Below are 21,647 nucleotides of genomic sequence, written 5' to 3' on the forward strand. Positions count from 1 at the left end.
TTGTGGAAAAGTTTCAATCTCCCTTGACCATGCCTTCACGACGCGGATCGGCGCCGCCAAACCAGAAATCCTTGCCATGCGCGTTCAGCCGCATGATGCCCTGCAAGCCGGAATTCTGCTCAATCACGCGCACCTCGTGGCCCATCGCCTGCAGCGCCTCGACCTGGGCGGCCGGCGCGCGGCCCTTTTCCAGCTCCGTCGGACCGTTGCGGCTGCCGAAGTTCGGCAGGCTGATGGCCTGCTGCACGTTCAAGCCCCAGTCCATGGTGCCGACCAGGACCTTGGCCACATAATTGATGATGGACGAACCGCCCGGGGAACCCGTGGCCAGCACCAGCTTGTGCGTGCCCTTCTCGAACACGAGGGTGGGCGACATGGCGCTGCGCGGACGCTTGCCCGCCTCGACCCGGTTGGCAATCGGACCGTCGGCATCGCGCGAATCGAACGAGAAATCCGTCAGCTGGTTATTCAGCAAGAAGCCGTCGACCATCTGGCGCGCGCCGAACGCGTCTTCCACGCTGGTGGTCATCGACAGGCCGCCCCCAAAAGCGTCCACGGCCACCAGGTGCGACGTCGACGGACGCTGCAGGGCATTGTCCATGCCCCACGCCACCTGCATGCCGGGCGGCGTGCCGGGCAAGGCTTTACCCATGGATTTGTCGCCGATCAGGGCGGCGCGCTGCGCCAGGTAGGCTTTGTCGAGCATCGAAGCGACGCCATTGCCCGGCAGCGGCACGAAGTCCGTGTCGGCCACGTAGCGGTTGCGGTCCGCGTAGGCCAGGCGCCCCGCTTCCGAAAACAGGTGGATCGCCTGCGCATCGGGCACGCCGTCGACGGGCGCATACGGGCGGATGTCCTTCACTTCCAGGATGCCCAGCATCTGCGCGATGGCGATGCCGCCCGACGATGGCGGCGGCATGCCGCACACGGTCCAGGCCTTGTAATCGCTGCAGACGGGCTCGCGCACCTTGGCCTTGTAGCCGGCGATATCCTGCGCAGTCAGCTTGCCCGGATTGGTCGGGTGCGACGCCACCTTGGCGGCGATGTCGCGCGCGATGCGGCCCTGGTAAAAGGCGTCGGCGCCGCCGCGGGCGATCTCGCGCAAGGTGCGCGCCAGCTGCGGATTTTTCAGCACGTGGCCGACGGGCCAGGCCTTGCCCTCGCCGTCATAAAAATACGCGGCGGCGACAGGGTCGCGCTTCAGGGCCTGGTCCCAGGTCAACAGGCCGTTGAGGCGCTGGCTGACGGGAAAGCCGCCGTGCGCGAGGCGGATGGCGGGACCGAACAGGGTCGCCCACGGCAGCTTGCCATGCTCCTTGTGTGCCAGCTCCAGCATGCGCAGCACGCCCGGCGCGCCCACGGAGCGCCCGCCCACCACGCCCGTGGCACGCGAGACGGGGCTGCCGTCCGCATTCTGGAACAGGTGTTCATCGGCGGCGGCCGGCGCCGTTTCGCGCCCGTCGAACGCCTGCACGCCCTTGGCCGTGGAGTACAGCAGGAAGGCGCCGCCGCCGATGCCCGACGATTGCGGCTCGACCAGGGTGAGCACCAGCTGCGTGGCGATGGCCGCGTCGATGGCGCTGCCGCCTTTTTTGAGCATCTGGTAACCGGCATCGGCGGCCAGCGGATTGGCGGCGGCGACCATGAATTTCTGCGCCGCCCAGCCACTTTTTTCCGCATACGCGGTGGCGATTTCCGGCGCCTTTTGCGGCACTTCGGCAAATACGGGACTGGCGGCCAGCGCCCCCAGCAAGGTCAGGCTCAGCGCCAGCGGCTTCAATGCGATCATGGATTCTCCGATAAAAAAAGGGCGCACAGCCAGGCAAGGCTGTACGGCCCATACGGGGGTATCCTACATCAAATCACGCCACGCTTATTTGGGCTGCATGCGGATGGCACCATCGAGACGGATGGTTTCGCCATTGAGCATGACGTTTTCCACGATGGCCTTTACCAGTTGCGCGTATTCGCCGGGCTTGCCCAGGCGCGAAGGGAACGGCACCATCTTGCCCAGCGCATCCTGCACTTCGGCCGGCATGCCCAGCAGCATCGGCGTCTCGAAGATGCCGGGCGCCACCGTCATCACGCGGATGCCGTTGCGCGACAGGTCGCGCGCCATCGGCAGGGTCAGTCCCACCACGGCCGCCTTCGACGAGGCGTAGGCCGCCTGGCCGATCTGGCCATCGTAGGCCGCCACGGAAGCCGTGTTGATGATGATGCCGCGCTCGCCTTCCGCCGTCGCGTCCTGTTTCGCCATGGCGTCGGCCGCCAGGCGGCACATATTGAAGGTGCCCACCAGGTTGATGTTGACGACTTTCTGGAACAGGGCCAGCGGATGCGGGCCATCCTTGCCCACGGTTTTCACGGCCGGCGCCACGCCGGCGCAGTTGACCAGGCCGCGCAAAGTACCGAGCTTGGTGGCCGCAGCCACCACGGCCAGGCCGTCCTCTTCCGACGTCACGTCGCATTGCACGAACACGCCGTTCAGTTCAGCAGCCAGCGCCTGGCCCGCCTCCGTCTGCACATCGGCCAGCACGACCTTGCCGCCTGCTGCCGTCAGCATGCGCGCCGTGGCCGCGCCCAAACCCGATGCGCCGCCCGTGATGATGAATACATTGTCCTGAATCTGCATGAAAACTCCTGAGTGATAAGGGCCGTGTTCCCGGCGCCTGATGGTTGCATGGTGCCATAGTTACGTTTACGTAAACGTAATGTCGGCGACAATTGTAGCCATTTTTTGCGCAACACAGCCAAAAGTTATGGATAAACGGAGCAGGCCGGCGTTGGAGCGCTCAGCGGGACAGGACGAAAGCACCCGCCGTGATCAGCAGAATGCCGATCACTTTCGGCATGGTGAGCGCTTCCTGCAGCACGCAGCAGCCGATCAGGGTCACCAGCGCCATCGTGATGGCCGTCATGACGGGATAGGCCAGGCTGATTTGCAGCTTTTCCAGCGCCACCGCATAGCAGATGAAACCGAGGGCATAGGCTCCCCCTGCGCCGCCCAGCCACAGCAGGCGGACGATATTCAGGCCGCTGCCATACTGGCTGGACATTTTGATCAGCAAGGTGGCCGCCGCGCTGGCCACTGAGGCCAGCGCGCACCATAGGAAGCCTGCAGAAGCGGAAGTCATCATCGGTAGCAGTTCGGGTACGGTTTCGGGAGAGGGTGCGACATTCTACAGGCTGGCGCCGACCGCCAGCGCCATGCAGGCGGCGATGACCACGAGGCTGACGGGATCTTTACTCACATACAACACGGGATCCTCGTTGACCTCGCCCCTGAAGGCCAGCGTCCACAATCGTCCCAGCCAGAACACCAGCAGGGGCACGATACCCAGCAACAGGTAAGGGCGCGCATACAGCACCAGGATATTTTGGGAATTAAAGTACAGCATGAACACCAGCAGCGAAATGAATCCGCTGTTCACGCCCATGATGCCGATCGGCGCCTTATCGGCCGTCGTATAGCTGCGGCCGCGCGTCTTTTCCTTGCCTTGGCGCTCCAGATTGAATAACTCGCTATAGCGCTTGAGCAGCGCCAGGCTAAGGAAAATAAAGAAGGAAAAGGCCAGCAGCCAGAACGACGGTTCGATATGCGTCGCCGCGCTGCCCCCCAGTATGCGCAAGGTATACAGGATGGCGAGGGTGACGATATCGACCATCAGCAAGCGCTTCAGGTAAATCGAGTACGCGAGGGTGGTGGCGAAGTAAATCGCCACGGCCAGCAACAGCAGCGGATCGAACAGTGCGCAAATGGCCAGCGCCAGGATGGCCAGCAGCGGACTGGCCAGAAGGGCAACGGGCAGCGGCAGGCTGCCGGCGGCTATGGGCCGGCGGCACTTGCTGGGGTGGCGTCGGTCATCGGGCGCATCGAGCGCATCATTGAGCAGATAGGCGCTAGAGGCGCACAGCGAAAAAGCCACAAACGCCACCAGCGCCTGCAGGAAAGTCGGCAGATTCAGCGCATGGCCGGCCAGCATCGGCACAAAGACCAGCAGATTCTTCAGCCACTGGCGGGGCCGCATTGCCTTGAGCAGGGGCGCGCCCCACCCGGTGCGCGGCGTGCCCGCTGGCTGCGTGGCGCCGCCACCCGCCAGCCGGAACGGCGTGCGCGTGACGGAAAGCGCCACGTTGCTGGCATTCCATACCGCGACGTCAACACTGGCATTGCCTATGTAATCAAACCCCCTGGCACCAAACAGTTCGCTCAGTTGATGCGCCTTGTTGTGCGAAGTGAGATTGATCCCGCCCTCGGTGGCCAGCACGCGGTCAAACAGCCCCAGGTGGACGGCGATGGCATCGGCGAAACGGCGCTGCGAACCTGTCGCCAGAATGATCTGGCGCCCTTCGCTGCGCTGGCGCGCAAGGTCGGCCAGCAAAATCTGATCATACGGCAAGGCTTGTGGATCGATCTCCACCATGTCCGCCATTTTTTCCTTGAAGCCAGCCTTGCCGGAAAATAGCCAGAACGGCAAGCGCCAGAGCTGCAGGAAGCGCACTTTGATAAAGATGAGAATCGCTTCCCACAGCAAGTCCGAATGGATCAGCGTACCGTCGAGATCAACCACCAGCGGTACACTCTTCTGTTCACCCTGCGCGTGCAACATCGGTTCGGCCATGATATTACCTTCCCGTGCCGGATGCCGGCATGCGTAACAGCAACCAGGCGCTGTCCCGATCCAGCGTGGGCATGGCTGGCGCACCGACACGCGCACTCAGTGCGCACAACATGAATGCCACGGCAACGGGGATGAACGCGTCAAACTGGCGCCCTTCATTGAACTGTCCCACCATAAAGGTCATGGTCAGCAAACACGGCAGGATAATCAGGCAGCGCCGCAGCGGCGCCGACGCATAGCGCCAGCCGCAGGCGGCCACGAGATACCACAGCAATAAAGGGCCAACGTTCTGTACCAGCGTACGCGGATGGTGCAGGAAGAGATTGATATTGTTGTCAATCTTGCCGCCCTCCCATGCCTGATGAGCTGGCAACACATAAAACATCAGTACGCGCACCAGGCCGTACAGCAGCAGTTGCAGCAAGATCCATCCCGCCAGCGAGCGCAGCTTCATCTGTCCAAGCAAGACAAAGCCGCTCGTCACGATCAGGAAAAGCGTTATCTCGTGATTGAACGTTCCCGCCACCAGCATCGCCACATAGGGCAGCATTTCACGGCGCAGCAGGTGGTAAAGGCAAAAGGAATAGACAAAAATAATACCGATATCGTAAAACGTGTAATAGGTGACCGTGGGCGCCCACATGCACAACACCAGAAACTGCGCCACGAAGGCCAGGTCTCGTCGGATGAAGAGAGCCGCAAAACGCCGGACCGACCACAGCATCAGCACAATGGCCAGTACCTGGGACCAGAGAAAACACTCGATAGCGCCCAGGCGGGGGAACAGGTACTGCAGGACCTGTGCCGGGAAAATGAACATGACGCGGTGCTGGAACGGCGGCGTACCTTTGAATGCCATAATGTCATCGATCATGTACCAGCTTTCCTGCGTGCCGAAACGCAGGAGCATTCCGGCAAACACTGCGGTGTAAATGGCGAACAACAGGTAGTCGAGCCCATCGTCGCTCTTTGCTGCGGGCCGATGCAAGCGATACAGGAACACTGCGGCAGTGACGGTGAATGCCAGCCAAAGCAACAGGTAAAAGCTTACCAAGGCATCCATTTTCTGAATATAGAATGCCAGCGGGTGGCGGTCAGCGTGTCCCAGTACCTTATTGAGGACCGACCATGAGCGCCCGTCATAGGCCGCCTCCAGCAGTGCGTTTCCTGCCAAAAAATACCAGGAAAATACAGCCAGGGCACAGATGGAAAACGTGACGAACAAGAGACGAAGATGGGCTGGTTTCATTGTGGATTGCTAACAATACGATGACAACAATAAATTATTAAATATTTATTGTTATTGTTTCATGATATATACAAAAAAGCAATAATTAAATCCCGGCCACTCATCCTTGATATTTGTTTTTTATCAATATTTAGAAAATGGAGCCGTGGCAGCATGCATGGCGCCCGGCGGCAACGCACAGGGCCTGCCTATTGCTTCCGGCATGGCAGCGCGATGCGCTGGCACCGACTCCTTAGAAACACTGCATGAAAGCGCCGTTGCGGTGGCAGATGCGCCCGTTGGCATCGAGCGTGGCGTTGCCCGCGCCGTTGTAGCGCGTGCCGGCAGCGTCGCGGCAGCCGCCCGTGTCGCAGGCACCGATGGGCTGCGGCGCGCGCGGCATGGGCACGGCCGGGCTGGGCGGCAGCGGCGCCATGGGCACGACCGGTGGCGCTGGCTGGGCCGGCATGCGGCCGATCACCTGCGCCACGGAACGGCGCGGCTGCACGGGCGGCGCCGGGCGGCACGGTTCCACCGCGAGCTTGCCGCTGTCGCGCGGGTCGAGCTGGCACACGGGCAGTTGATCGGACGCAGCAGGTTCCTGCGCCCAGGCATCGCCGCCAGCGAGCAGCAGGGCGCCGGCCAGCGCCAGCATGGTTTTTGTCATCGTCTTCATGCCCCCTCCCCAAGCATCGATCATACCGCTTTCATTATTGGCACACACGGCGCCAGATGCCAGCGCGAGTAACACGCACACGCTGGCAGCCGCCATGTCCACGCTGCAACGGTGTTTTATTTCCTTTCAGCACTTTCCTTCTTGCCAGGATGGCATTACAATAAGAACGATTCTTATTCTCATTCGCGGAATAGGAGCGCAGTTTATTGCATTTTCAATCATTCATACCCGAGCCACCCGGAAGGCAGCCAGGAAAAAACAACATCCGGAAAGTTCACCATGACCAAGCGCAGTCCCGCCTTCATTCATCCTGTTACGCCCGCCCGCCCCATCCATTGCGCCACTCTGCTTCTGCCCTGCCTGCTCTCCTTGGCCGTCAGCAGCGCCTGGGCCGAAGGCAATGCGGCCGCCGATCCCACCATGAACACGGTGGTCGTCACGGCATCGGGCACGGCCATCGACATCAAGGATGCGCCGGCCAGCATCAGCGTCATCACGCGCGAGGAAATCGAGCGCCAGCCCGTGTATGACTTGAATACCCTGCTGCGCCGCATCCCCGGCGTGACGGGCGGCACCAGCCCCGTGGGCGAAGAGTCGAAGATCAAGCTGCGCGGCCTGCCAGACAAATACACCTTGATCCTCGTCGACGGCAAGCGTGTCGGCAGCTCGGCCGACACGGCCTACCGTCCCGACCTGGGCCGCCAGGACTTGAACTGGATCTCGCCCGACATGATCGAGCGCATCGAAGTGGTGCGCGGCCCCATGTCGTCGCTGTACGGCTCGGACGCCATGGGCGGCGTGATCAACATCATCACGCGCAAGGTGCCGGGCAAGTGGAACGGTTCGGCCACGGCCAACTACACGCAGCCGCAGGACAGCGGCCGCGGCACGGCGCACCAGTTGGGCGTGAACCTGGCCGGCCCCTTGTCGGACACGGTGGGCATGCGCCTGGGCGTGGGCCAGACGCGCCAGAATCCCGATGAAAAAGCGATCGGCAAATCGGGCGGCATCGGCGGCGAACGCAACCAGACTGTCTCGGGCCAGCTGAACTGGGCGCTGGACAAGAAGCAGAACCTGTCGCTGGACGCCAGCTACGGCAAGCAGCAATCGACGGATTCGACCACGCTCGACGCGGACGGCTACCCGCTGTTCGGCGCCTGGGGCGCGAGCAAACTGATACGCAAGAGCGCCAGCATCGGCTATGAAGGCCGCTGGGACTTCGGCAAGGCCGTGGTCAACCTGTACCACAACGATTTCGACAACGAAGTCGTCGGCACGGTGGCCAAATCCAAGGACAGCACGCTGGACGCCAGCCTGGAAAAACGGGTCGGCTGGGGCGGCATCGAGCAAATGCTGGTGATGGGCGGCCAGTGGAAGCACCAGGAATTGACGAACACGGACACCATCGGCACCGTGCCCACCGATTACCTGGGCAACCCCGTGAGCGGCGCCACCCTGTCCGGTACCACCTCGGCCCTGTTTGCGGAAGATCAGCTGTTCCTGCGCGACAACCTGACGGCCACGGCCGGCCTGCGTCTCGATCACCACAGCAAGTTCGGCAACCACTACAGCCCGCGCCTCTACCTCGTGTACCACCCGGCCCCCGCCTGGACCATCAAGGGCGGCATCTCGCAAGGCTTCCGCGCCCCCAGCCTGAAGGAAAACTCGCCGGCGGCGGCCACGCAGTCGGGCGGACGCGGTTGCGGCAGCCTCAAACCGCTCGGCTACATCACGGGCGGCTGCTACATGGCCGGCAATGCGGACTTGAAGCCGGAAACGAGCACGGCCGGCGAGATCGGCGTGGCGTGGGAACAGAATGGCTGGGACGTGGGCCTGACGTACTTCCACACGGATTTCAAGAACAAGATCGACTACGCGCCGCTGGGTTTTTACCAGAAGCAGTGGTGGACCAAAATGACGAATATCCAGAAAGCGCGCACCAGCGGCCTGGAAGCGACGGCGAATATCCCGCTGACGAAAAACCTGAACTGGCGTAACAACGTGACCTACATGGCCGAGGCGAAAAACCTGACCACGGGCGCCAACCTGCTGTCGACGCCGAAGCTGTCGTGGTATTCGGCGCTGGGCTGGCAAGTCAACGACCAGCTGTTCGGCGAAGTGTCGGCCCAGTACACGGGCAAGGAACTCGACGCGGGCAAGCTGGCCGACAAGGCCTACACCATCGTCGACACCGTCGTGTCGTACAAGGTCACGCCCCAGTGGACCGTGCGCGGCGGCGTGCAAAACCTGTTCAAGAAGGGACCGATGGCCGATGGCCTGGTTGACTACTACGTGCCGGGACGCCGCATGTTCGTCGGCCTGACCTCACGGTTCTAATAACGGGGCGGCGGCGTATCGGGCGGCGGCGTGGCGGCATTGGCCGGGACGCTGCTCAGCATCTGCCCGGCGACGGGCACCTTGTGGCCGCTCGCATACATGCATTGCTGGTAGGCGTAGTCATAGCGGCGCTGCATGCCATACGCGGAACTGTCCGCCGCGCCCGTGCCTGCCAGCGCGCCGAACAGCAAACCCGTGCCCGCGCCCACGCCGGCGCCATGGCCGCCATCGATGGCGGCGCCGGCCGCCGCACCGAGCACCGTACCCAGCGCCGCGCTGCGCACGCCGCTGTCGACGCTGGCCTGCTGCGCCGAACTGCCGCCCAACTGGCCTTGCGCATAGCCGCGGCACTGCAGATCGTCGCGGCGGAATTGTTCGAAACTCTTGCCCGTGCCGGGCAAGACCATGGCCGACGGCCCTTCCGGCATCACCGTGCAGGCAGCCAGCAGCAGCGGCGCCAGCAGGCCGGCACGCCCCATTAACGCTCTCGTATTCATGTTGACCTCCCCGTCAGCGCACGCTGGTCGGCAGCACGGCACGCCATGCCGTACTGCAATTTTTCACGTAGGGATAATAGCCCTGCGGCCGCGCGCAGTAGTACCACATCTGCGCCGTCGGCTCGCCGCCCTGCTCGATGTAAACGGGAGGCACGACGGGCGGCGGCTGCACGACCACCGTGCGCCCATACGGATAAGGATAGCCATACCACGGGTCGCCATACCAGCCCGGCCCATAGCCATACAACAAGGGCGCTCCCACCCAGACGCCCACGTGCGAATGGCCATGGAAGTGGCCGTGATGGCCGTGGAAACCGCCGTGCCGGCCCGGCTCCGCCTGGGCCAACCCGGCAACACCGCTCAATATCAGCAACGCCAGCAGCGCGCCGCCCTTCCTGTTGATGCTGTCCATGACATCCTCCCGCCTTCCCTGCCAGACTGTGAAGCTCACCTTTTCACTCCATTATTGGCAAGGGGCCGGCACAAGCAAAGGCGCCGTAACAATTGCTCACTTTTGATACGCCGAGGATATGGAGTGCAGGAAAGTTTCACCTGCAGAAAATGCAAACAGCCCCGCGGCGCGGGCCACGGGGCTGCATGGAGTGGCGCGGTCTATTGCGCCGGCAAGCTTTGCACGGGTGTCGCCGGCGCCAGGATGGGCGGCACGGGCGCGTGGACAGGTGCCGGCGCCTTGACGGCCAGCCAGCCCGTGGCCGGCAGCAGCGGCACCAGCAGCAGGGCCACGATATTGATGATCTTGATCAAGGGATTGACGGCCGGTCCCGCCGTATCCTTGTACGGGTCGCCCACCGTGTCGCCCGTGACGGCCGCCTTGTGCGCGTCGGAACCCTTGCCGCCGAAATGGCCATCCTCGATGTATTTCTTGGCATTGTCCCAGGCGCCGCCGCCCGTGGTCATGGAAATAGCCACGAACAGGCCCGTCACAATCGTTCCCATCAGGAGGCCGCCCAGCGCCGCCGGCCCCAGCAGCATGCCCACGACGATGGGCACCACGACGGGCAGCAAGGAGGGCACGATCATTTCGCGGATGGCCGACGCCGTCAGCATGTCGACGGCCTTGTCGTATTCGGGCCGCGCCGTGCCTTCCATGATGCCCTTGATGTCGCGGAACTGGCGGCGCACCTCGACCACCACGGCGCCGGCCGCGCGGCCCACGGCTTCCATCGCCATGGCGCCGAACAGGTACGGTATCAGGCCGCCGATGAACAGGCCGACGATCACCATGGGGTTCGACAAGTCGAAGGTGATGTGCTGGCCCACGGATTCGAGCGCATGCGTGTAGTCGGCGAACAGCACCAGCGCGGCCAGGCCCGCCGAGCCGATGGCGTAGCCCTTGGTAACGGCCTTGGTCGTATTGCCGACGGCGTCGAGCGGGTCGGTGATGGCGCGCACGGAGTCGGGCAGGCCCGACATTTCCGCGATGCCGCCCGCGTTATCGGTGATGGGGCCATACGCGTCGAGCGCGACGATGATGCCCGCCATCGACAGCATCGAGGTGGCCGCGATGGCGATGCCGTACAGGCCCGCCAGCTGGTACGAAACGAGGATGGCGACGCAGACGGCCAGCACCGGGTAGGCGGTGGACTTCATCGACACGCCCAGGCCGGCGATGATATTCGTGCCGTGGCCCGTCGTCGACGCTTCGGCGATATGGCGCACGGGCTTGAAGTCCGTGCCCGTGTAGTACTCGGTGATGTAGACCATCAGGCCCGTGAGGACGATGCCGACGACGGTGGCGCCCAGCATCTTGTAGCGCATGGCGTCGTCGGGCCACAGCAGCCACGTGACCACGGCAAAGCCCACCAGCGACAGGCCGGCCGCCCACCACAGGCCCGTGTACAGGGCCGACATGATCTTCTTCCCGGGTGCCGTCTTGACCATCGAGCAGCCGACGATGGAGGCGAGGATGGAAACGGCGCCCAGCAGCAGCGGATAGAGGATGGCCGTGCTGCTCGCTTCGGCCATCAGCAGCGCGCCCAGCAGCATGGTGGCGATCAGGGTCACGACATAGGTTTCGAACAGGTCGGCCGCCATGCCGGCGCAGTCGCCCACGTTGTCGCCCACGTTGTCGGCGATGACGGCAGGGTTGCGCGGATCGTCCTCGGGAATGCCCGCCTCGACCTTGCCCACCAGGTCCGCGCCCACGTCGGCGCCCTTGGTGAAAATGCCGCCGCCCAGACGCGCGAAGATGGAAATGAGCGAGGCGCCAAAGGCCAGGCCGATCAGGGGCTTGATCAGGTCATGCTGGGTCAGGCCTGGCGCGCCCGTCGTCACCAGCAGCCAGTAGAACAGGGTCACGCCCAGCAAGCCCAGACCGACGACCAGCATGCCCGTGATCGCCCCGCCCTTGAAGGCCACGTTCAATGCCTGATTGATGCCCAGGGTGGCCGCCTGCGCCGTGCGCACATTGGCCCGTACCGAGACATTCATGCCGATGAAGCCGCAGGCGCCCGACAGCACGGCGCCGATCAGAAAGCCCAGCGCCGTATGCAGGCCGAGCAAGATATAGATGGCTATCAGCAGCGCCACGCCGACGATGGCGATGGTGCGGTACTGGCGTGCCAGGTAGGCGGCCGCGCCCTGCTGGATGGCCAGCGCGATTTCCTGCATGCGCGCGTTGCCGGGATCCTGGCGCAGGATCCAGCTGCGCGACACCAAACCATAGATGACTGCGACCACGCCGCAGGCTACCGCAAACCACAAACTGGCTGCCATATCGTCCCCTTCTGTTTTTATCCGACGTCATTGCCGACAGCTGCAGACCGCACCGGGTAGGCGCGCGCAGCCAGGAAAACACGACCTGCAAAAAACTTCAACTACGAAAACGTAAGACATACAGCCATGCTTGCAGTCTGCCTGAAAAGCGGGCACAAAAAAAGCGGACACTGAGGTCCGCTTTTCAATACTGCTTATTCCGCCAGGGCGGCAAATGCGCTGTCGCGGATTTGCTCGACCGGACCGACGCCGGCGATGCGGCGGTATTTCGGCGCGCCCGGCAGGCCGGATTTGGCCCAGTCGTTGTAGTAACCGAGCAAGACCTTGGTCTGGTTGTGGTACACGTCCAGGCGCTTCTTGACCGTTTCAGCCTTGTCGTCGTCGCGCTGGATCAGCGGCTCGCCCGTGATGTCGTCGACGCCGTCGACCTTGGGCGGATTGAATTTGACGTGGTAGACGCGGCCCGAACCCGGGTGGCTGCGGCGGCCGTCCATGCGCTCGATGATCGACTCATCCGGCACGTCGATTTCCAGCACGTAGTCGACATTGATGCCGGCATCCTTCATGGCGTCCGCTTGCGCGATGGTGCGCGGGAAACCGTCAAACAGGTAGCCATTGGCGCAATCGGCTTCCTGCAGGCGGTTCTTGACGAGGCCGATCATGATGTCGTCCGACACGAGGCCGCCCGCATCCATGACTTTTTTGGCTGCCAGGCCCAGTTCGGTGCCTTCCTTGATCGCCGCGCGCAGCATGTCGCCCGTGGAGATTTGTGGAATATTGTATTTTTCTTTGATGAAGTTAGCTTGGGTGCCCTTGCCGGCACCGGGTGCTCCTAAAAGTATCAGACGCATTGAAAAGTTCCTAAAAAACAGATTTTGGATGGTGGTATGTGTAATTATTTTTAGATGATGTTGCTATGGCTATCTTTCCCTACGAAACTTACCACAAAAAATCCCCGGAACGCCAGTTTGCTGTCGAATTGCTATGCCCTGATTGATCAAAGCCAGCAATTAGCGAAGCAGGTGTTTCAAAATGTGGTTTTTTGTGGCAGGCCCCGCATAAAGTTTTTCTCGCGCACGCACGACGCCTGAAAAACGTTCAGGGCAAGGCAGCCATGGACGTTTTCTCAGGTGGCGTGGCGGTAGTGCGCCTGCACGCGTTCCAGATCTTCCGGCGTGTCCACGCCGGCGGCCGGGGCCGAGTCCGTGACGTGCACGGCGATGGCATAGCCGTGCCACAGCACGCGCAACTGCTCCAGCGCCTCGATCGCTTCCAGAGGCGACGCGGAGAGCGTGGGATACGTTTGCAAAAATGCATTGCTGTAGGCATACAGGCCGATATGGCGCAAGGGCACGTAGCCGGCCGGCAAGCTGTCTTTCGACTGCGCGAAGCCGTCGCGGTGCCAGGGGATGGTGGCGCGCGAAAAATACAAGGCGCGGTTTGCCTTGTCCAGCACCACCTTGACGACATTCGGATTGAAGGCGTCGACCACGTCATGCAGCGGATGGGCGCACGTGGCCATGGGGACGGCGGCGCTGATCTGCGCCGCGCAAGCGGCCAGCAGGGCCGGATCGATCAGCGGTTCATCGCCCTGCAGGTTGACGACGACGGCGTCCGGCGGCAACGCGAGCGTACGCGCCACTTCGGCGATGCGGTCCGTGCCCGACGGATGGTCGGCAAGCGTCATGCACACTTCCACGCCATGCGCGGCGCAGGCGTCGCGGATCGATGCATGGTCGGTGGCGACGATGACGCGCGCGGCGCCGGACAGGACTGCCTGCTCGGCCACGCGCACCACCATGGGCTTGCCGCCCAGGTCGGCCAGCGGCTTGCCCGGCAGGCGGGTCGAAGCCAGGCGGGCCGGGATGATGACGATGAACGCCATCGTTATTCCACTGCGTCTTGCAGGGTGCGCGCTTCGTCCGCCCACATGATGGGGATGCCATCGCGGATAGGATAGGCGAGGCGGTCGGCGCGGCAAATCAGTTCCTGCGCCTTCTTATCGTGTTCAAGCGGACCCTTGCAAACAGGGCAGACCAGGATATCAAGCAGTCGAGCGTCCACGACATTTCTCCACAATTTGTTGGGCCAGCGCGCTATCGATGCGCGCACTGACGGGGACGACCCACAGTCTCGGGTCATCTTTGAGATATTCAATTTGCGCACATTTTACTGCATCCTTCTCGGTGATCAAGATCACATCCGTGTCGAGGGCCGCAAATGGCTGGTCGAGAAAGTCGTGATGGTCGGGCAAGGGCAGCTCCGCGAAGTCCAGTCCGGCCCCGCGCAGCATGGCAAAGAAACGCCGGGGGTTGCCGATGCCGGCCGCCGCCACGATGCGCTGGCCGCCGGCCGCCAGGGTTTCCAGGGGCATGCGTTCGCTGCGGTCCGTCAAGCGCTCAGCCACGCCGCCATCGAGCCGCATCTGCACCACCAGCCCGCCCTTGGGCGCGACCTGGTCCACCAGCGCCGGCGCCAGCTCGGGCGCATTGATCACCGTCACGTCGCGCCGGCGGCGCGGCGATTCGCGCAAGGGGCCGGCCGGCAGCAGCCAGCCATTGCCCGCGCCGCGGCCGTCGAACAGCACGATTTCCACGTCGCGCCGCAAGGCGTAATGCTGCAAGCCGTCATCCGTGACCAGCACGTCGACGTCCGGGTGCGCGGCCAGCAGCGCCCTGCCCGCTTGCGCGCGGTCGCGCCCCACCATCACGGGGCAGCCGCCGCGCTGGAAGATCAGCAGCGGCTCGTCGCCCACCTGCTGCGGCGTGGACGCGGCGGTGACGGCGCGCGGCGAACGGTCGGCGCTGCCATGGCCGCGCGAAATGACGCCCGGGCGCATGCCCGCGTCGCGCAAGGCTTGCACCAGCCAGATCGTCAGCGGCGTCTTGCCCGTGCCGCCGATAAAGATATTGCCGACGACGACGACGGGCACGGGCAGGCGCGCGGATGTCAATACGCCGGCGCGATACAGGCCGCGCCGCACGGCGCTCAGGGCGCCGAACAGCAGCGAGACGGGCCATAGCGCGCACGCCAGCGGCCCGCGCGTCAACCAGGCGCGGGTCAATGTGGTTTCAAGCTTGGCGGGGGAGGATGTGGGCATGCGGTGAGGAGTAAAGGGCTGGGGTCTGACCCGGCGGGTCAGACCCCAATTATGTTGCCGGTAACGGTGGGAATTTACTTGCCGCCCGCCTGCGCCGCAAACGTCAGCTTTTCATAGCCGGCCAGGCGCGCCGCTTCCATCACGTGGATGACCATCTGGTGCATGGCGAACTGGTCGGCGTTGACGACGACCACGGGCGTCTGCGCGGGCGCCTTGCCGCCGTTGGCCGCCTTGGCCGCGTTTTGCAGGGCGTCGGCCAGGCCGGCCACGTCGCGGAACGAGACGGGTTCGCGGTTGACCGTGTAATTGCCCTTGGCATCGATGGTGACGTCAATCTGCTGCGGCTTCTCCTTGGCTTGCTCGGCGTCGGCCGTCGGCAAGGTGATCTGCAGCTCCGTAAACTTGCTGTAGGTGGTGCTGACCATGAGGAAGATCAGGATCACCAGCAGCACGTCGATGAACGGGATCAGGTTGATTTCGGGGTCTTCACGCCCCTTGCCTTTGCGGAAGTTCATTTGCGGCCACTGTGGACGATGTCGACGAACTTGACCGCTTGCTGCTCCATGTCAATGACGAAACTGTCGACGAGGGCGCGGAAATGGCGGTAGAAGACGAGGGTCGGCATGGCGATGGCCAGGCCGAAGCCCGTGTTGTACAGGGCCACCGAAATACCGTGGGCCAGCTGGGCGGGATTCGAGCCGCTGGCATTTTGCGAGCCGAAGATTTCGATCATGCCCACCACCGTGCCGAACAGCCCCATCAGCGGGGCCAGGGTGGCGATGGTGCCCAGGGTCGTCAGGAAACGTTCCAGCGTGTGGGCCACGCCGCTGCCGGCCTCCTCGATCGATTCCTTCATCACTTCGCGCGGCGCGTCGACATTGCGCAAGGCGGCGGCCAGCACCACGCCCAGCGGCGAATTGTCTTCCAGCTTGGCCACCGTGTCCGGCGTGATCTTGCCGCTGCGATATACCTGCACCACTTCATCGAACAGCTTGCGGGGCAGTATCTTGGCGCGTCGCAAATACAGCAGGCGCTCGATGATCAGGGCCAGGGCGACGATGGAAGCGATCAACAACAGCCAGATGGGCCAGCCAGCGGCTTGAAATATAGCGAGCAAAAGAAACTCCTGGTAAAGGGAAGGCGGTGAACCGCCCGGACAGCCTGTATTGTACCGAGCGCCGAAGACCGATGGCACGTGCGCGCAGGAATGGCGCAATGTAGCGCGTTGCCGCGCCGGCGGCAAGTGGCGCCTGCATGTGCCCTTATCCACATCACGCTCCGGGCTGCGGCTCCAGCGCACAGTTTTGCACACTTTGTGTGGATAAGATTGTGAGCAAGCATGAAGTCCAGCGCACAAGTCCTTGATTTACATGGGAATTATCATGCTGCGCAAAATACAGGCATAGCAGCTTATCGGCAGTAATCAATGTCAATAAATTAATACTTGCAGAGTTCTGCACATTTACTGTGGACAAGATTGTGCGCAAAGCCGTGAAATTCAATTAAGCCATTGATTTTAAAAGAAATTAAATCAATGAGTAAAAAAGTGGCAGACGGCGCACAATCGGCGGCAGAGGGACCGTCAAAGTTCTGCACACAATCTGTGGACAAGATTGTGCGCAAGCGCAAAGATACGCGCTAAGTACATTGATTTATATCGTTTTTATTGCCGTGCATAAAAATGTAGCAAGGGCTGGAAAGCGCGATTTTCAGCGTCACATTTCACGGCAAAAAGGCAGTTTTCCACGGCGAACGCAGTTCCACACATAAAGTGTGGATAAGATTGTGAGCAAGCCGATTGACTCCATGCAAGAGCATTGATTTTAAAGGAGTTTTTTTCGATGCTGAAAAATAAGGCAGCGCAAGCATCTGCTCGCGCCGTGGAAAGCTCCCGGAAAAGACGAAACGATTTATGCGGTTTTGCACATATTCTGTGGATAAGATTGTGAGCAAGGCGCACGGTCGAACGCTAGGCCCTTGATCTATATGGCTATTTTTATGCTGCGTAAAATTCAGGCAAGCCATGCCATGGGCATTCCGGTGGATAAATCCGCTGCCGCGCGGGAGTTCTGCACATTTTTTGTGGATAAGATTGTGCGCAAGGCCATGCATGGCATACTAAGCGCTTGATTCCTATGCACTTTATTTCCGTGCGCAAAAATGTAGCAAGGCACTTTTATCGTTCAATCAGGGCCAGCCCGGCCATGTTTGTCCAAGGCAAAAAGTTCCGCACACTTTCTGTGGATAACTTTGTGCGTAAGTGGCAGGGGCTGCACTGATGTGCTTGATATTAAAGGATTTTTTCCCTGTGCACGCAAATCAGGCATACGGGAATTCATCATGAAATCAATTACTTAGAAATAGAACTTGTTGTTTTGCACGATATATGACATAAGCATGACCTCGCCGATAATATGTGGACAGTTCCCTTCCCGCTCCCAGCTTTATGATGACAGACACCCCGACTGACAGCGGCTTTGCCGTCCCGCCCGTGCTGACCGTCAGCGCCCTGAACCAGGCCGTCGCGCGCCTGCTCGAGCGCTCGTTCCCCCTGACCTGGATCGCCGGCGAGATTTCCAACTTCACGCGCGCCGCTTCCGGCCACTGGTATTTCACCTTGAAGGACGATGGCGCCCAGGTGCGCGCCGTGATGTTCCGCGGCCGCGCCCAGTACGCAGGCTTCACGCCGCGCGAAGGCGACAAGGTCGAAGTGCGCGCCCTCGTCACCCTGTACGGCGCACGCGGCGACTACCAGATCAACGTGGAAGCCATCCGCCGCGCCGGCGTGGGCGCCCTGTACGAAGCGTTCCAGCGCCTGAAGGAAAAGCTGGCCGCGCAAGGCCTGTTCGACCAGGAACGCAAGCGCGCCATTCCCATGTTCGCGCGCAGCATCGGCATCGTCACCAGCCCGCAGGCGGCCGCCCTGCGCGACGTGCTGATCGCGCTCAAGCGCCGCGCGCCGCACGTCAACATCATTCTGTATCCCACGCCCGTGCAGGGCCAGCAGGCGCCGGAAAAAATCGCGCACGCGATCCGCACGGCATCGGCCAGGGCCGAGTGCGACGTGCTGCTGGTGTGCCGTGGCGGCGGCAGCATCGAGGATTTATGGTCGTTCAACGATGAAGCCGTGGCGCACGCGATCGCCGACTGTTCCATGCCCGTGATCAGCGGCGTGGGCCACGAGACCGATTTCACCATCGCCGACTTCGCGGCCGACCTGCGCGCGGCCACGCCGACGGCGGCGGCCGAACTGGCGGCCACGCCGCGCGCGGACTGGATGGCTTCCCTGCGCGCCGATGCGGCCGACCTGCGCCGCGCCATGCGCCGCCGCCTCGACGACGCGGCGCAGACGCTGGACCGCCACAGCCGCCGCCTGCTCAACCCGAAGGCGCAGCTGCAGCAGCAGCGCTTGCAGCTGCTGGCCCTGTCCACGGCCATGACGCATGCGGCGCGCGCGCCCGTGAACCAGTCGCAGTACGCACTGGAACGCCTGCGCAACCGCTGGGCCGCCTTGCGGCCCGACGTCACGTCATCGCGCGCGCGCCTGCTGGAAGCGCAGCGGCGCGGCGGCGCGGCCATGGCGCAGCTGCTCAGCCAGCGGCGCCACCGCCTCGACGGCCTGGCGGCGCAGCTGGAGCTGTTGAATCCGCAGCGCACCCTGGAACGCGGCTACGCGATCCTGCGCGACGAAAAAGGTGCCATCGTGCGCTCGCCGGCGCAGCTGCAGGCGCGCCAGAACGTCAACGTGCGCCTGGCCGAAGGCAGCGCGCAGATCGGCATCGCCAGCGTGCAGGCAACGCTGGAATAAGCGCTGGAATAAAAAAGGCCGGGGAAGCTCCCCGGCCCAACACCTTCCCCTACTGAGTGGACTGCGACTGCAACTGCTCTTTCACACTACCTCATCAAAACTTCATCGACACGCGCGCGCCAAACGTGCGCGGCGCGTTGTAGAAAGCGCCGTAGATCTGCTGCGTCGGCTGGCACGGCATGCCCACGTCCGTGCAGATTTCATTGACGTCCAGCTTGACCGCCTTGTCGGTGGCGTTCTGCACGAACGCTTCCACCGTGTACGCCTTGTTCGCCGGCTGGAAGCGCAGGCTCAGGTCCAGGGTCGTGTAGGCTTCCTGGCGCTTGACGCCCGCATGGCCCGGCACGTCGCCGTTGAACGCGCCCGCACCCACGTACGACATGGTTTCATAATGCACCGAGGCGCGCGGCGTGAGCTGGCCGCCGGCCACCGTGAAATCATGCTCGTACTGGACCGTGGTGGAAAACTTCGGCGCGTGCTTCATGGTGCTGCCGCCCACGTTCACCAATGGCGCCGTCGAGCCGCAGGACTGGCCATTCGCGCGCGCCGCATCTACGTCGCACGACATGAAGTCGTCATACACGGCTTTGAGCCAGGTGGCGTTGCCCGTCAGGCGGTCGACCTTCGTCGGCCGCCACACCCATTCCGCTTCCAGGCCCTTGACGGTGGCGCCGGCCGCATTGAAGTTGGCCAGCACGCTGTTGACCACCTGCGATTCGAGCTTGTCCTTGTACTTCATCAGGAAGGCATCGAGGTTCAGGGTCAGTTCGCGGTTCAGCAAGTCCGACTTGAAGCCGATTTCATAGCTGGTCAGCTTTTCCGGCTTGGTCGTGGCGCCGCCGTCGCCGATGGCCGGCGAATGGAAGCCCGTCGTCACGGAGCCGAACAGCAGAATGTCCGGACGCAGCTTGTACTCGATGCGGCCCAGCCAGGTGGCCTGGCCGTATTTCAGGTCGGCCGTATTGTCGCCCGGCGTATTGCCGCAGGCGGCCGCCGTGATGGCGCCACCGGGGCCGATATTGTGCGTGTTGGCCAGGCCCGTGCCCGGCGTGACCAGCTGGCGCAGCTGGTCGGCAGTCAGCACGGTGGTGCCCAGCGGCGTGTTCGCGGGCCAGTTCGGGCACGCCCAGTTCTGGCCGCCGATGTCGAATTTATGGTCTTTCGTGTAGCGCGCGCCGGCCGTCAGCTTGATCTGGTCCGTCAGCTGCTGGCTGACCTGGCCGAACACGGCTTTCGATTTGAGCTGGCGGTCGCCCTGGATGAAGGACATGGACGACGCATACTGGCCCACGGTGGGCTGCACGAAAATCACGGCGCCGTTGGCGATATCCTGCTGCACGGCCGCCTGCGAAATCTGGCTGCGGTCGATATCGAAGCGCACCTTGTTCTTTTCGTTGAACAGGAACAGGCCGGCCACCCACTGGAATGGCGCATCGTCGTCCGAGCGCGCCTGCAGTTCGTGCGAATAGCTGTCGAACTGCGCCCAGTCGGTGCGGTTTTCCGACTTGAAGCCGGGGAACAGGCCCGCATCGGCATCATTGCTGTTCTGGCGCTTGTAGCGGCTCCAGCTGCCCAGGTACGTGAAGTCCAGCGCATCCGTCGGCTTGTAATTGAGCTTGCCCTTGTAGGTCAAAATCGACTGGTCCAGGGTGCCCGGCGTGTCGATCAGGGCCGAGCGCAGCTTCTCGCCCGTTTTCGGTTCCGCCGCCAGGTAGACGTTGCCGGCGCCCTGGTCGAGGAAGTAGTCGGCGATGAAGGTGCCGCGCAGCTGCGGCGTGAACTTCCACAGCAGCGAGGCGCGCACGCCCATCTGGTCGCCGGCGCCATACTTGGCCGTGCCCGGCATGACGTTCGAGCCGCGGCGGAAGTCCACCGTGCCGTCGTGGCTATCCTTGATGGCGGCGATGCGCAGCGCCACGTCGTCGGAGAACGGGATATTGATCATGCCCTGCGTCTGCAGGTGGCGGTAGTCGCCGACGGTGATGCCGGCCGAGCCCATGAACTTCGATGTGTTTGGCGCGGCGGAGACGAGATTGACGGCGCCGGCCGTCGAATTGCGGCCGTTCAGGGTGCCCTGCGGTCCGCGCGCCACCTCGACGTGGCTCAAGTCGTACATCAGCGCCGTGGCGCCCTGGGGACGCGGCGAATACACGCCGTCGACATAGAAGGCGACGGCCGGGTCGCCCAGCTCCGTGTGGTTGGCCGAGCCCACGCCGCGCATGTAGACGTGCACGCCGCCCGAGTCGCCATGCTGCTCGACGACGAGGCTGGGCACCATCGTGGCCAGCGACGCCAGATCCTTGACCTGGTTGTTTTGCAGGGTGTCCTGGTTGAAGGCGGTGACGGCCAGCGGCGTCTCCTGCACAAAGGTATTGCGGCGCGTGGCCGTGACGACGATGCGGTCCATCTGTTCGGCTGCCGGTGGTTTTGCCGCGTCCGTGGCTGCAGCCTCCTGGGCCATGGCGGCGCCGCTGCCCAGCAAGATGAACTGGGCGAAGGTCGCATGCGCCAGGCTGAGGGCGATGGTATTGCGTTTGAGCTGTTGCATTGTTGTTGTCTCCTGTACCGCTGGTTGAATGATGATCACATAGCTCTTTGGCTATTGCTGCACATTTTTTGGGTGTCAATCTGAAGTCATGTCGC

The 21,647-nt window shown here is 62.9% G+C and carries 19 protein-coding genes; 3 read left to right on the top strand and 16 right to left on the bottom strand.

What is annotated here, in order from left to right:
• Positions 1-13: 13 nt before the first annotated feature.
• From ggt to OX462_RS20955, 6 genes are all read right to left on the bottom strand, one after another.
• Positions 14-1,789, bottom strand: a complete 1,776-nt coding sequence (ggt, locus tag OX462_RS20930) for a gamma-glutamyltransferase (RefSeq protein WP_409026968.1) — start codon at positions 1,787-1,789, stop codon at positions 14-16.
• Positions 1,790-1,873: 84 nt separating this feature from the next.
• Positions 1,874-2,632 (bottom strand): 3-hydroxyacyl-CoA dehydrogenase, encoded by a 759-nt coding sequence (locus OX462_RS20935; RefSeq protein ID WP_070224603.1) that lies wholly within the window; start codon positions 2,630-2,632, stop codon positions 1,874-1,876.
• A gap of 160 nt (positions 2,633-2,792) precedes the next feature.
• Positions 2,793-3,137: a DMT family transporter gene (locus OX462_RS20940; protein WP_071650290.1), complete on the bottom strand. Its 345-nt coding sequence runs from the start codon at positions 3,135-3,137 to the stop codon at positions 2,793-2,795.
• A 42-nt stretch (positions 3,138-3,179) separates the two neighbouring features.
• Positions 3,180-4,622 carry a UbiA family prenyltransferase gene (locus OX462_RS20945; RefSeq protein ID WP_083287177.1) on the bottom strand — a complete coding sequence of 481 codons (1,443 nt, stop codon included), beginning with the start codon at positions 4,620-4,622 and terminating at the stop codon, positions 3,180-3,182.
• Positions 4,623-4,626: 4 nt separating this feature from the next.
• Positions 4,627-5,871 (bottom strand): hypothetical protein, encoded by a 1,245-nt coding sequence (locus tag OX462_RS20950; RefSeq protein WP_139143015.1) that lies wholly within the window; start codon positions 5,869-5,871, stop codon positions 4,627-4,629.
• 232 nt (positions 5,872-6,103) lie between these two features.
• Entirely contained in the window at positions 6,104-6,526 is a 423-nt protein-coding gene (locus OX462_RS20955) for a hypothetical protein (RefSeq protein WP_070312082.1), read from the bottom strand.
• 279 nt (positions 6,527-6,805) lie between these two features.
• On the opposite strand from OX462_RS20955, the gene OX462_RS20960 reads away from it, so the two are divergent.
• Entirely contained in the window at positions 6,806-8,863 is a 2,058-nt protein-coding gene (locus OX462_RS20960; protein WP_409026969.1) for a TonB-dependent receptor domain-containing protein, read from the top strand.
• On the opposite strand, the gene OX462_RS20965 is transcribed toward OX462_RS20960, so the two are convergent.
• The 9 genes from OX462_RS20965 to OX462_RS21005 form a co-directional block, all read right to left on the bottom strand.
• On the bottom strand, positions 8,860-9,360 hold the full coding sequence (locus OX462_RS20965) for a glycine zipper family protein (RefSeq protein WP_409026970.1): 501 nt from the start codon (positions 9,358-9,360) through the stop codon (positions 8,860-8,862). The two genes, OX462_RS20960 and OX462_RS20965, sit on opposite strands and share 4 nt — an antisense overlap.
• Positions 9,361-9,373: 13 nt before the next feature.
• Positions 9,374-9,772 carry a hypothetical protein gene (locus tag OX462_RS20970; RefSeq protein WP_409026971.1) on the bottom strand — a complete coding sequence of 133 codons (399 nt, stop codon included), beginning with the start codon at positions 9,770-9,772 and terminating at the stop codon, positions 9,374-9,376.
• A gap of 200 nt (positions 9,773-9,972) precedes the next feature.
• Positions 9,973-12,096 (bottom strand): sodium-translocating pyrophosphatase, encoded by a 2,124-nt coding sequence (locus tag OX462_RS20975; RefSeq protein WP_409026972.1) that lies wholly within the window; start codon positions 12,094-12,096, stop codon positions 9,973-9,975.
• Between the two features lie 194 nt (positions 12,097-12,290).
• Entirely contained in the window at positions 12,291-12,947 is a 657-nt protein-coding gene (gene adk, locus OX462_RS20980) for an adenylate kinase (protein WP_070224611.1), read from the bottom strand.
• 275 nt (positions 12,948-13,222) lie between these two features.
• Positions 13,223-13,981, bottom strand: a complete 759-nt coding sequence (gene kdsB, locus OX462_RS20985) for a 3-deoxy-manno-octulosonate cytidylyltransferase (RefSeq protein WP_070312077.1) — start codon at positions 13,979-13,981, stop codon at positions 13,223-13,225.
• A 2-nt stretch (positions 13,982-13,983) separates the two neighbouring features.
• Positions 13,984-14,160, bottom strand: a complete 177-nt coding sequence (locus OX462_RS20990) for a Trm112 family protein (protein WP_010395789.1) — start codon at positions 14,158-14,160, stop codon at positions 13,984-13,986.
• The gene (gene lpxK, locus OX462_RS20995; protein WP_070312076.1) at positions 14,141-15,196 is read right to left on the bottom strand and encodes a tetraacyldisaccharide 4'-kinase; all 1,056 of its coding nucleotides are present in this window, start codon (positions 15,194-15,196) and stop codon (positions 14,141-14,143) included. The genes OX462_RS20990 and lpxK overlap by 20 nt, the downstream gene beginning before the upstream one ends.
• 74 nt (positions 15,197-15,270) lie before the next feature.
• Positions 15,271-15,711, bottom strand: coding sequence for an ExbD/TolR family protein (locus OX462_RS21000; RefSeq protein WP_034751736.1), 441 nt, complete (start codon positions 15,709-15,711; stop codon positions 15,271-15,273).
• Entirely contained in the window at positions 15,708-16,313 is a 606-nt protein-coding gene (locus OX462_RS21005) for a MotA/TolQ/ExbB proton channel family protein (protein ID WP_070224614.1), read from the bottom strand. Before OX462_RS21005 ends, OX462_RS21000 begins: the two co-directional genes overlap by 4 nt.
• A gap of 869 nt (positions 16,314-17,182) precedes the next feature.
• On the opposite strand from OX462_RS21005, the gene OX462_RS21010 reads away from it, so the two are divergent.
• Together OX462_RS21010 and xseA are read left to right on the top strand one after the other, a co-directional pair.
• Positions 17,183-17,326, top strand: a complete 144-nt coding sequence (locus tag OX462_RS21010; protein ID WP_409026973.1) for a hypothetical protein — start codon at positions 17,183-17,185, stop codon at positions 17,324-17,326.
• A 316-nt stretch (positions 17,327-17,642) separates the two neighbouring features.
• On the top strand, positions 17,643-19,004 hold the full coding sequence (xseA, locus tag OX462_RS21015) for an exodeoxyribonuclease VII large subunit (RefSeq protein WP_409026974.1): 1,362 nt from the start codon (positions 17,643-17,645) through the stop codon (positions 19,002-19,004).
• Positions 19,005-19,098: 94 nt separating this feature from the next.
• On the opposite strand, the gene OX462_RS21020 is transcribed toward xseA, so the two are convergent.
• Complete coding sequence (locus OX462_RS21020; protein ID WP_121668758.1) at positions 19,099-21,552, bottom strand: TonB-dependent receptor; 2,454 nt, start codon at positions 21,550-21,552, stop codon at positions 19,099-19,101.
• Between the last annotated feature and the right edge of the window lie 95 nt (positions 21,553-21,647).

Source organism: Janthinobacterium aestuarii, from assembly GCF_046113285.1.
Classification (GTDB): Bacteria; Pseudomonadota; Gammaproteobacteria; order Burkholderiales; family Burkholderiaceae_D; genus Janthinobacterium.